Source organism: Paenibacillus cisolokensis (genome assembly GCF_018403665.1).
In the GTDB taxonomy this organism is placed as follows: domain Bacteria; phylum Bacillota; class Bacilli; order Paenibacillales; family Paenibacillaceae; genus Paenibacillus_AH; species Paenibacillus_AH cisolokensis.
On the sequence record NZ_BOVJ01000091.1, the window covers coordinates 1 to 12,038 of the forward strand.

Here is a 12,038-nt window from a genome sequence, read left to right on the forward strand (position 1 = left end):
CGGCAAGGCAATAGGCGGAAGGGCCGGCCCCTTCCGCCGAATTTTTTTCCGGGAAAGCATTGAATTTTGCGAAAGATACGTTATAATGATGATAATGATTTTCATTCTATGACCGTTCCGGAGGGATTATGGAATCATGAGTGTGCTGTTTCCGCTGTTAACTGTTGCGCTGTTCGTCATTGCCGGCGCCAGTCTGTTTGTGGCGATGGAGAATGACCGGCGTACCCGCCAATGGATGCGCGGGGGCGGCGCCCGTACGATTCGCACTTCGTTCCGAACGGCGCAGCCCGAAGCTGCCCATACGCTGCGGGCGGCCGTCAAAAACGCAGAATAACGATCGGAATGTACGAGACACGCCTTGGCCGGCGTGTTTTTTTATTTCAAGCGCACTCCGTCCTGCTTGTATCCTGCCGGGCCGAACGGGCGGTTATGGCCGTCTTGCTTACCGGTCCCGCAGGAATTTGCTCCGAAATCTTCATATTCGGCCTCCTTTTGCCGTTAATACCCATAGAACCGTGTAACGGGACTACAGGAAAACGCGAAACTGTTTGCTCAGGAGGTAATCATGCTTGAAAGTTTGAAAAAAAGGCTGACCGGCCGCAAAGCGAAGCTCGGGATCCCGTTCCTGCTGGCGCTGGCGCTGCTCGTACAGCCTTTCGCCGGCATGGCGTCGGCCCAGGAAACCGTGCAGTCGATTTATTTCCAGTCCGTACCGAACCCGCTGCAACTGGAGGTGGATGACGCCCCTTATGCGTTGAGAGTGTGGGCCAACATCACAGGAGGCACCGTCTCGACGAAAGAAGTGACGAACGAGGCGAGCTGGACATCGTCCAACAGTAAAGTCGTCAAGGTCGACAAAGGCGTGCTCACCGCGCTGACCGAAGGTTATGCCGACATTACCGCAACCTACAAAACGGCTGCGCCGATTACGCTGCGCGTCAACGTCAGCTTCGCTTACGACAAAGTGGAAATCGGCAGGCCGGGCGACGCGGCGCCCGCTCCTTCCGCACTTGACGTCGAGCTCGGGGAGACGCCCTCGTTTACGCTTGTCGCCCATAAAGGAACGACTGTCACCGATGTGACCGACGATGCGGTCTGGACGACATCGAACAGCTCGGTCGCGACGGTCTCCAAAGGGAAAGTGACCCTTGTGGCGTCCGGAACGGCGACGATTACCGCCAAATATAAAGGCAGAAGCGATACGATCAAGCTGGATGTGACCTCTCCGTACAAGTCGATGACGCTGACCCCCGACGGCATGCTCGAATTCAGGACGGGGGATGCGGATCGGCAGTTGACGGCCACTGCGCTGCGCAAGACCGGGGAAAATGAAGACGTGACGGACGAAGCGGCCTGGACGAGTGGCAATCCGTCCGTCGCTACGGTGAAAGACGGCAAGGTGACGCCGGTCGGTCCCGGCACAACGACCGTACAAGCCTCGTATCTCGGCGTATCCAAGTCTGTCACCGTCATCGTCCGTCTTGCTCACGAGGCGATGAATCTGTCGGTCGACAAGCCGCTGCACCTGCTCGTGTCCGAGGAGCCGCAGCAGCTTCGCGTCACGGTGGCCGACGACCCGGATATGGAGCCGATTGACGTAACGGACGCCGCGAAATGGGAATCGTCCAATCTATATGTCGCTACGGTTGAAGGCGGTTTGCTGAAGCCGATGGCGCCGGGCACGGCCAAAATTACGGCGTCGTACAAAGGTTTGAGCCGTTCCGTTCAGGTCACCGTATATCCGTCGATCGGCAAAGTGGTCATCGTGCCGGAGAAGGTGGACGGGTTCGTCGGCGGCGAAGGCGATCTGCCGAAAGCGGAAGGCACCGATCTTTCCGGCGCCAAGGTCGACGTGACGAATCTGGCCGAATGGACGTCCAGCAATCCCGACGTCGTGACGGTCGAGAACGGCAAGTGGGTTGCCCGTAAAACCGGGACGGCCACGCTGACGGCGGCTGTCAAGAACCGTTCGGATTCGGTGACGATCGTCATTCATGAGAAGCCGCTTCTTCTGCTGAGCGATATGACAGACGTGAGCGTCATCAAGGGCAAGGAAGCGAGCCTGCCGAAACTGACGATGGTTTATGAAAACGGGGAAGAAGCCGACGACATCGGCGATCTCGCGGAATGGAAATCGTCGACGCCGAACGTGCTGATCAAGGACGGGAAAATCAAAGGACTCGTTCCTTCGAAAGCGACGCTGACCGCTACCTATCTCGGGAAAAAGGCGACCGTTCGCGTAACCGTCGAAGAAGAAATCGTGCGCATGGTCGTCGAACCCGAATCGCTCGAGCTGTTTTTGAACCGTTCCAAGTCGATCCGCGTCACCGGTTATTACAAAAACGGCCAGAAAGTTTCGATCGGCTCGAAAATGAACTGGTCCGTCAGCTCGCCCGAGCTGGCATCGGTCAAAGGCTCGACCGTCAAGGCGCTTGCCGAAGGCACCGGCATCCTGACCGGAACGTATCAGGGCAAAACGGTTAAAGTGCCGCTCGTCGTGAAGCCGAAGCTGAAAAAATCGTTCCCTCGGTTCCGTCGCTGCAATTGAAGGTTGGCGATCAGGAAAGCGTCACGTTGAGAGCGGAGTACGAGGGCGGCAAAACGGTTGACGTGACAAGCGGCGCGGTATGGACGAGCTCGAACAGCAAAGTCGCGACGGTGACGGCCGGCCGCATCGTCGTTACCGGCAAAGGAAAGGCGACCGTCAAAGCGATATTCGATGGCAAAACGGCCACGGTGCGCATTACGGTAAAATAAGGGCGCGGCAATCGGACCGCCGAACCTTTTCCTGATCAGGGAAAAGTGTTCGGCGGTTTTGCTTAACCTTAACGTTAAACCGTTCCGCCGCCCGGCGGCTTCAGCCGTTCCCGTCCTTGCATGTACGGCCGCAGCGCCTTCGGAATGCGGATCGAACCGTCCGGCTGCTGGTGGTTTTCCAGCAGCGGAATAAGGATGCGCGGCGTCGCGACCGCCGTATTGTTCAACGTGTAGGCGAATCGCGCGATCCCGTCCGCATCCCGGTACCGGATATTGGCCCGCCGCGCCTGGAAGTCGAGCAGACACGACGACGAATGGGTTTCCCCGTACGCCCCTCTGCTTGGCATCCATGTCTCGATATCGAATTGCTTGTATGTTTTCTGCGCCATGTCGCCGATGCAGACGGCGACGACGCGATACGGCAGCTCCAGCATTTGCAGAATTTCCTCCGCGTTCGCGGTGATGTCCTGCAGCAGTTTTTCCGCAAGTTCCGGGTCCGCCCGGCACAGCACGACCTGTTCCACCTTGGCGAATTGATGGACCCGGTACAGTCCGTGCACGTCGCGGCCGGCCGATCCGACTTCGCTGCGGAAGCAGGCCGATGCGGCGGCAAGCCGCATCGGCTCCGCGAGATCGATCGTTTCGCCGCTATAGAGCGAGACGAGCGGAACCTCGGCAGTGCCGGCGAGCCATAGATTTTCGCCTGCGATCCCGTATACCTGATCCTTGCCGAGCGGGAAAAAACCGGCAGCCTCGAAGGCTTCTCCGCGGACGGCGACGGGTACTTCCAGCAGCGTGAAGCCTTTGGCCGCCAGATGATCGAGCGCCAGTTGCTGCACCGCGCGATGCAACCATGCGGCGGCCCCTTTCAACACATAGCTGCGGGTGCCGGCCATCTTGACTCCGCGGGGCATATCGATCATGTCATGCAATACGCCCAGTTCGACATGATCGAGCGGCTTGTAATCGAATACGGGAGGTTCGCCTACCCGACGGATTTCGACGTTGTCCGCGTCCGATGCGCCGTCCGGCGTGTCTGGCGAGACGATGTTCGGCACGAGCAGCATCAGTTCATGAACCTGGCGCTTCGCCTCGGCCTCTTGTGCCTCCAGCGCCGCCAGTCTTTCGTTGATGCCGCGCGCGCGGCGCTTCGCCTCTTCGGCCCGTTCGTCATCTCCCGCGCGCATGGCGATTCCCGCTTCGCGCGACAACTCGTTGCGCGCGTGCCGCAATTGTTCCGCTTCCTTCAACAGCCGCCGGCGACGTTCGTCCGCGGCGAGCAGTTCGCCGACCGACAGTCGAATTCCTTTGCCGTCGGCCGCCCGCTGCACTTCTTCCCGATGTTCCCGAATCCAGTTCATGTCAAGCATATAACCGCCTCCTTGAAAAAATAAAAAGCGCCCTCATCCGTTTGGGACGAGGAGCGCTTGACTCGCGGTGCCACCCAACTTGACCGAACCGCAATCGGTTCGATCCGCTTTGGTACCGCGATAACGGACGGCAGCCGGTAAACTTAGGGGGACGCAATCATCCCCTTGACGAGAACGCCTCCGAGTTGGATTCTCTTCATCGGCATAATGGTCGGTATCGTATTGGCAGCAGTATACCGTAAATGTTCACGTTCTGCAAGGGGCGACGGCTAATGGAAATGTCAGGAAACATTTTTTTGTCGTTTATTGCTAAAACCGCAACCTTCCGCCGATTCGTTCGTTTAATCAAAGGGGATATTTACCACTATGCGCAGAACGATCTGCAGATACGAGGAGTAGGAGCATGAAACTTGTAAGATGGATGACGGTTGTAACGCTGCTCGCCGCACCGCTTGGCGCAGCGACGGGCGCGGCCGCCGCGAATGAATCGCCTGCGCGCGGTTCGGCGTATGCCGTTCAGTCGAACGGCTCCGTTGCGGCGCAAGATTGGCAGGGAAACACGGACACGGAAGGAGAGAACGAAGGGGGAAGCGGCGGAGAGACGGTGACGGACGGATCGGGTGCTGACGGCGGCGGCTCGGCTTTGGACGGGACGAATCCGGACGATGTGAATCCGGATACCTTTACGACGGACGAACTGCTGATGCGTACGGATAGCGCCGAAATGGTTCTGAACGGTCTGGCGTTCCAATCCGTTCAGCCGCTCGTCGACAAAGACGGCGTATTGTACGCGCCGCTCAAAACGTTGGCCGCCAGTTACGGCTACAAGATCGGCTACAACAAAACGACGAAGGAATCGACCGCCGTGCTTGGAAACAAAGAACTTCGCTTCAAATCGGGAAGCGCTGTTGCCGTTTCCAACGGAGAGAAGGTGATGGGAGCGGCGCCGGCCTATACGTTGAAAGGCTCTTTGATGGTGCCGGTGGCGACTTGGGCGATGCTGACCGGAAGCGTGCTTCATGACGCCGACGGTGAAGTGCGGTTGCAATGGACGACCCGCCCGATCGCGGCATTCACCGTATCTCCGAAGGAAATATTCGCCGGTCAGACGATGGTCGATTATCGCGACCGTGCCTCGCATCCTCGCGGTTTGCCGATCATCAACGAGGAGTGGACGGGACGCGAAAGCATATTCTTGTTTCCGGGCGAGTATACCATTACCCGCCGGGTGCAGGACGTATACGGTATATGGAGCGAGCCGTACTCGGTCACGATCAAGGTGCTGCAGCCGAATATGCCGCCGGTTGCCGACTTTACGACCGACAAGTCGGTGTACCGGATCGGCGAGCCGATCGTCTATACGGATCGAAGCACCGATGACGGCAACGATATCCGCAAGCGGACATGGAAGGGCAAGGAACCGGCTTTCTTCGTGCCGGGCGAGAAGACGATTACGCTTCAGGTGGAGGATGGCGGCGGGCTGAAGAGCGAGAAGAGCGTCACGGTATACATCACGGACGAAGTGATGTATACCCGTGAAGAGTTCGGTCTGCGGTTCACGCCGGTCGGAGAGAAATATGCGATCAGCGGAGGGGCGGTGCTCGATATTCCGACCGTGCCTTACACCTTCCGTTCGCAGAAGGCGCAGATGGTACGCAGCAACAGCCCCGAAACGTGGGTGGAGGAAGGCATAGCCTACGAAGACCGGCTGAAGGGCGAAGTCCGCTTCCTGTTCCACAACTTGAACCAGATCGGACGTCCCGTCAAGATGTATCTCATCGCCACCAACCCGAATCGCACGTCGGCCAAAGTCGGCATCAAGGCATTCGGCATGGGCGGTCCGATCAAATATGTTTCGACGAGCGGCCGGCTGTCCACGGCCCGTTACCTGGAATCGCTCGCGGCGGACGCAGAGCCGGTATGGACGTCGCTTAAGCCGGGCGAATCGAAAGTCATCATGAACGATCTGAATAAGGTGCCGATCAAGCCGGGCCAAGTATTCTCGGCATACGGGGATGTCGTGACCGACAAGGAGATCCAATTCCGCATTGTCGTGCTCGATCCGTCCAAAGATCCGCTAACGGAAATGGATACGCTCAAAATTATGCCGCGCGACGGCTTGCATGTGCGGGGAACGTTCTACGATGCCGACCGCGAACTGGTCATTACGGAACCGCTCGGCTACGAGCCGAAACGGATCGTGCTCGGCGACCGGAAGATGGATACGTATTTATACGGACTTGACTCTACGACCGGCCGGCCGGAGCACAATCTCGGCAACTTCGGGGTATTGTACCGGATGAAGGTCGAAGTCGCCCCGAATACGGTCGTCGCCCTGAACGCACGGGGCGGGCATTACACCGGCGCGTTTCTGATCAACGGGCAAGTGGTTAAGGTGACGAACGACAGCATTTTGCGCAATGCGAACGAAGCAGCCGTGCTGTACCGTACCGGACCGTTCGCCGAAACGCTCGATATCGTATTTACGCTCGCTTCGGGAAGCAATTTGCCCGTTACGATGATGTTTTTGCCCATTTCCTGAAACGTTGAGAGGAGCAGCGGGTTACGGTTTGATATTCCGGCTGGGTAACTTGTTTACTGGGATCGGCATGAAGGACTGTCGTGAGCGTTATCCGCGCGGCAGCATGCCGACCAGTTTTCTGGCCGCCGCCGACAACGGCACGCTGCGGAGCGTTACGATACCGATGCCGCGGGACGGCAGAGGCTCGTTCAACCGGATTTCGAACAATTCCCCCGATTTGAGCTGACGTTCGACGAATTGCCGGATGACGCAAGCCATGCCGAATCCGCGCTTGGCGAATTCAATAAGCAGATCGACGCTGCCAAGCTCGATGTCCGGCTGAAGGCGGCAGCCCCGGGCGGAAGCGAATCCATCGACGAATTCCCTGGACCGGCTGCCGCGTTCGAGCATCATAAGCGGGTATTCGGACAGGCGCTCCCACGGGAGCGCCTGTTCGGCTATATGCGCATAAGCCGGACCGGCTACGAAGCAGTCCTGCAGCCTGCCGCCTTCTTCTACATGCAGCAGCCGGTCTTCGACGGGCAGGTTGACGATGCCGACATCGATGGTCCCGTCCTTCAGCATTTCGATCGTCTCCGGCGTCGTCCGGTTGACGACCTGGATGCGGATACCGGGATAATCGGCATGGAAAGCTTGAAGAGCCGGCAGCAAATAATGTTTGCAGAGCGTATCGCCGGCCCCGATCCGAATCGTGCCGGTCAGCAAATCGTGCATGTCGGAGATTTTGCGTTCGCCGGCGGCGATAAGATGATACGCCTGCTCGACATAAGCGAGCAGCGCCTCTCCTTCGGCGGTCAGCGTCACGCCTTTCGGCGTGCGGTGAAAAAGCTGGCCGCCGAGCCGGGTTTCCAGCTGCTTGATGGAATGCGTGACAGCCGGCTGCGTAATATGCAGCATTTCCCCCGCTTTGGAGAAGCTCCCCGCCCTGGCCGTAAAGTAGAACGTCCGGTACCACTCCAAATTTTCGACCATCGTCATTAACCCGCCTTATATAGATTATTCAAACTATTCATGATATTTATTTCATTATACCGAAATCTGTTAACCTTACAATATCAAAACCGATTGGAAACGGCATGGCCGTTAGGCATCAACAAATATTCGGACCGCGACGAAACAAAAAGGCAGGTACGAGCGTCTAATCGTCTGAAACGGTTGCAATCGACCACCACACGATCGGGAGGTCTCTTTCATTGATGAAATTCCGCGCGCGGTTCGTAAAATGGCTGACGCTCACGTTATTCTTCTCGTTTGTCGCGCCTGCGGCTTATGCCGGCGCTTCTTCGCCCGACATTGCCATTTTTTGGACGGTCAAAATCGACAGCGACGTATCGCCCTATGTCGTGCCGAAGCTGAACGTTACGATGGTGCCGCTGCGCGTCATCAGCGAGAATATCGGCGCAGCTGTCGGCTGGAATCAGCGGACGAAGACGGTAACCATTCGCAAGGCGAATGCGGTCATTATGCTGACGAACGGCCAAACGTATGCGCTCGTGAACGGAAGCCGTCTGCCGCTCCCCGCTTCGGTGCAGGACCGAAACGGCAGAATTATGGTGCCGCTTCGTTTTGTCGGCGAGCAGCTCGGACTGGACGTCGTGTGGAATCAGAAGGCGAAGACGATTACCCTTCGTTCCGGCGGAGCGTCGCCGTCCGTACCCGGCGGCGGAGGCGGGGACAAGGGCCTGAAAGGCGCCTGGATATCTACGGTATTCAATCTCGATTGGCCGTCGGCCGGCTCATACGGCAATACGGAGCGGCAGAAAGCGGAGTTCGCCGCGCTGCTGGACGAACTGCAGGAGATGGGCCTCAACGCCGTCTTCGTACAGGTGCGGCCTGCGGGCGACGCGTTGTATCCGTCGGCGCTCGTGCCATGGTCCAAATTTCTGACCGGCACGCAAGGGAAGGCGCCGGACTACGATCCGCTGGCGTTCATGATCGGGGAAGCGCACAAGCGGGGGATGGAATTTCACGCCTGGTTCAATCCGTTTCGGGCAAGTACGGACGCGAATATCGGCGCATTGGCTCCCAATCATGCCGCCAGGCTGCATCCGGACTGGATCGTCGAATCGGGCGGAAAGCTGTATCTGAACCCCGGCATTCCCGAAGTAAGGCGGCATATTGTCGACGCGATTATGGAAGTCGTGAACGGATATGAAATCGACGGCGTCCATCTGGACGATTATTTCTATCCGTCGAGCGGCGACTTTCCGGACGAGGCCGCTTTCAAGGCTTACAACCCGGAAGGACTCGAACCCGGTGACTGGCGCCGCAGCAATATCAATGCGTTCGTCAAGCAACTTGGCGAGTCCATTCATGCCGCTAAGCCCGATGTCGAATTCGGGATCAGTCCGTTCGGCGTATGGCGCAACCGCTCCGTCGACCCGACAGGGTCGGATACGAAAGCGAGCGTCACCGCTTACGACAATATGTATGCGGATGTCCGGACCTGGATCCGGAACGAATGGATCGACTATGTCGCGCCGCAAATTTATTGGAGCCTCTCGTTTGCGAACGCCCGCTACGACAAACTGGTCGATTGGTGGGCGCAGGAAGTCCGCGGAACGGACGTCAAGCTGTACATCGGACATTCGCCTTACAAGCTGGGGACGAATGAAGCGGGCTGGCAGTCGGCGCAGGAAATCGTCAGACAGCTGGAGTATAATAAGCGTTATTCCGAAGTGAAAGGCGATCTGTTCTTCAGCGCGAAAGATTTGCGCAGCAATCCGCTCGGCGTTGCGGACGCGCTCCGTGAATATTACTTGGGCGACGAATAAGCGGTTACGGTGTCCGCGGATGGCGGATTCCCGCCCGGGTACGGTGTCCGCGGACGGCATATTCCCGGCTAGGCTAGGGGATACGTCGATTGCGGATGCTGCGCGATGCGCGATACGATATACGGGGAGGGAACCGAATGAACAGTTGGACGAAAGCGGGTTTCGTATACGCGCATCCGGACGATGAATCGTTTTTGAGCGCGGCCTTGATACGGCAAATCGCCGATTGCGGCGGACGTCCCGTCCTGCTCGTCGCCACGCGCGGGGATGCGGGACAGAAGAACGGCGATTACGGCCATGTGTCGAAAGCCGAGCTTGCGGCTATCCGCGACCGGGAGATGGCGGAGGCGGCGGAGCTGCTAGGATTGGAGAACGTCGTGCAGCTCGGCTACCCCGACGGACGATTGAACGAGGCGGGCGACGAGCTTGTCGCTGCGGTCGAGCGGTTTTTGCGCGAGCACAAGGTCGAAGCCGTCTTTACGTTTCCGCCGGACGGAGGCAACGGACATCCCGACCATATCGCGATCTCGCGGGCAGCCACTGCTGCCGCAACAGGCGGAAGATGCCCGAATGTCCGGTTTCTCTATTACTCCTGGTTCCCGGCGATGGATTCGGACGGGAAGAAGCCGGATCTCGCGGTGGAAACGGAACCGTACTGGGCGGTCAAGGCTGCGGCATTGCGCGCCCATGATTCCCAGAAATATGCGATAGAACGTTATTTCGGTTCATTGGACCGGATCAGGGAAGACCGGCGGCATGAAAAATTCGTGCTGGGCTGGCAAGCGGCTGAAAGCGAAAAGGAGAAGAGAAAAGCCTAATGGAAGCCCAGGTATTGGAGAAAAGGGGGGCGGGCATTGGAACTTATACGGGAGCTGCTAGACAGGAGCGGTTACGAATACGAATGGATTCGCCATGAACGGCCGATCCGATCCGCACGGGAAGGAGCCGATTATTTCGGCATCGATGCCGGCCAGACGGCGCCGACGCTTATTTTGTCCACTGACCGAGGCTATGTGGCGCTGACTGTGGCGGGCGACCGTGGACCGGTCGATTTTGCGGAACTTGCTGAACGCCTGGAATCGAGCAGCGTCTGTCTCGCACCGCCGAAAGAGGTGAAGCGGGCGACCGGGTTCGAAGCCGGCAGCGTGCCGATGATCGGCCATTCGCTTCCCGCTGTCGTGGACAGACGGCTGCTGCATTATTCAGCCGTATACGGCGGAACCGGAGATCCGCTCGCAACGCTCAAGATCGATCCCCGCGCATTGCTTTCGCTGAACGAAGTGCTGCTGGTTATAGATTGAAGAACGCCGTTTGCATCGGAGTGTATCTAGTAAACTTCGCTTCCGTAAGTAACTTTGAATTCCGTTCTTATCAGGAAAATTAAGGTTCGCTATAATAGAGTTGTACCATCCAACCTAACCGAACGAGAAGAGAAGGAGGTTGCGAAACATGGAGTACACAACGCTAGGCAAATCGGGCATGAAAGTGAGCAGACTTTGTCTTGGCACGATGAATTTCGGTCCGAACACGGAGGAGAAGGAGGCATTCCGCATTATGGATGCCGCCGTCGACGCCGGCGTCAATTTCTTCGACACGGCCAATGTGTATGGCGGTACGGAGCACCGGGGCTGGACCGAGGAAATTATCGGCCGCTGGTTCGCCCAAGGAGGCGGCCGGAGGGAGAAAGTAATTCTGGCCACGAAAGTGTACGGCAGCATGCAGGAACCGGTCGTCGATCCGAACGAGTGCGCCGGGCTGTCGGCTTACAAAATCCGCCGCCATCTGGAAGATTCCTTGCGCAGATTGCAGACGGACCATATCGAGCTGTATCAAATGCACCACGTCGACCGCAACGTGTCGTGGGACGAACTGTGGAACGCGTTCGAAGTTCACCGCCTTCAAGGGAAAATCGGCTACGTCGGGGCCAGCAATTTTGCCGGCCGCGATCTGGTGAAGGCGCAATATGAAGCCGAGAAGCGCGGTTTGCTCGGCCTTGTATCCGAGCAACACAAGTACAGCCTGCTGTGCCGCTTGCCGGAACTGGAAGTGCTGCCGGCGGCCGAGGAGCATGGCATCGGCGTCATCCCCTGGAGTCCGCTGGACGGGGGCCTGCTTGGCGGCAACTTGCAGCCGCAGGAAGGCACGAGAACGGCCCGTCTCAAGGAGCGGCTCGAGAAGCTGCGTCCGCAGCTGGAGCGGTTCTCGAAGCTGTGCAAGGAGCTCGGCGAATCGGAGGCGACGGTTGCGCTCGCCTGGACGCTTGCGCATCCGGCGGTGACGGCGCCGATTATCGGCCCGCGGACGCTGGAGCAGTTCCAGCAGACGCTGCGCGCTGTGGAGCTGAAGCTGGACGACGAAACGTTGGCCAAGCTGGACGAAATATTCCCGGGACCCGGCGGAGAGGCTCCGCGAGCCTACGCCTGGTAACCGCCGACAAGGGGGCTATCCCGAAGGTCTGGAATGACCTGGGGATCGTCCCCTTGTTTTGTCTAAGGAAGTCTATGCCAGCGCACCGCTGCCGCCGGTCACCGCCCGAGCGGCACCTTCCAACGGGTCAGGGGCGGCCTAGTAACAGCTGAAGGCGGTGAATACTGC

General features: G+C 58.5%; 10 protein-coding genes. 8 read left to right on the forward strand and 2 right to left on the reverse strand.

All coding sequences use genetic code 11. The features are described from left to right. The first annotated feature begins 136 nt into the window (after window positions 1-136). The 3 genes from PACILC2_RS13125 (at window position 137) to PACILC2_RS13135 (ending at window position 2,757) form a co-directional block, all read left to right on the forward strand. Window positions 137-334 (forward strand): hypothetical protein, encoded by a 198-nt coding sequence (locus tag PACILC2_RS13125; RefSeq protein ID WP_062493204.1) that lies wholly within the window; start codon window positions 137-139, stop codon window positions 332-334. Between the two features lie 231 nt (window positions 335-565). Next, window positions 566-2,548 carry an Ig-like domain-containing protein gene (locus PACILC2_RS13130; protein ID WP_213529101.1) on the forward strand — a complete coding sequence of 661 codons (1,983 nt, stop codon included), beginning with the start codon at window positions 566-568 and terminating at the stop codon, window positions 2,546-2,548. Window positions 2,549-2,574: 26 nt separating this feature from the next. Then, complete coding sequence (locus tag PACILC2_RS13135) at window positions 2,575-2,757, forward strand: hypothetical protein (RefSeq protein WP_213529102.1); 183 nt, start codon at window positions 2,575-2,577, stop codon at window positions 2,755-2,757. 74 nt (window positions 2,758-2,831) lie between these two features. Here PACILC2_RS13135 and serS read toward each other — a convergent pair whose 3' ends face one another. Then, complete coding sequence (serS, locus tag PACILC2_RS13140) at window positions 2,832-4,127, reverse strand: serine--tRNA ligase (protein WP_213529103.1); 1,296 nt, start codon at window positions 4,125-4,127, stop codon at window positions 2,832-2,834. A gap of 403 nt (window positions 4,128-4,530) precedes the next feature. On the opposite strand from serS, the gene PACILC2_RS13145 reads away from it, so the two are divergent. Continuing rightward, the gene (locus PACILC2_RS13145) at window positions 4,531-6,669 is read left to right on the forward strand and encodes a stalk domain-containing protein (protein WP_213529104.1); all 2,139 of its coding nucleotides are present in this window, start codon (window positions 4,531-4,533) and stop codon (window positions 6,667-6,669) included. 87 nt (window positions 6,670-6,756) lie between these two features. Here PACILC2_RS13145 and PACILC2_RS13150 read toward each other — a convergent pair whose 3' ends face one another. Beyond that, on the reverse strand, window positions 6,757-7,641 hold the full coding sequence (locus tag PACILC2_RS13150; protein ID WP_062496913.1) for a LysR family transcriptional regulator: 885 nt from the start codon (window positions 7,639-7,641) through the stop codon (window positions 6,757-6,759). A 224-nt stretch (window positions 7,642-7,865) separates the two neighbouring features. Between PACILC2_RS13150 and PACILC2_RS13155 the strand changes: the two genes are divergently transcribed. The 4 genes from PACILC2_RS13155 to PACILC2_RS13170 all read left to right on the forward strand — a co-directional run bounded on the left by PACILC2_RS13155 (window position 7,866) and on the right by PACILC2_RS13170 (window position 11,870). Beyond that, window positions 7,866-9,443 (forward strand): family 10 glycosylhydrolase, encoded by a 1,578-nt coding sequence (locus tag PACILC2_RS13155; protein ID WP_213529108.1) that lies wholly within the window; start codon window positions 7,866-7,868, stop codon window positions 9,441-9,443. A gap of 137 nt (window positions 9,444-9,580) precedes the next feature. Continuing rightward, window positions 9,581-10,261, forward strand: coding sequence for a PIG-L deacetylase family protein (locus PACILC2_RS13160; RefSeq protein ID WP_213529105.1), 681 nt, complete (start codon window positions 9,581-9,583; stop codon window positions 10,259-10,261). A 36-nt stretch (window positions 10,262-10,297) separates the two neighbouring features. Further along, window positions 10,298-10,744: an aminoacyl-tRNA deacylase gene (locus tag PACILC2_RS13165; RefSeq protein ID WP_213529106.1), complete on the forward strand. Its 447-nt coding sequence runs from the start codon at window positions 10,298-10,300 to the stop codon at window positions 10,742-10,744. Between the two features lie 148 nt (window positions 10,745-10,892). Further along, a complete protein-coding gene (locus PACILC2_RS13170) occupies window positions 10,893-11,870 on the forward strand; it encodes an aldo/keto reductase (RefSeq protein ID WP_213529107.1) in 978 nt (325 codons plus the stop codon). Window positions 11,871-12,038 lie beyond the last annotated feature (168 nt).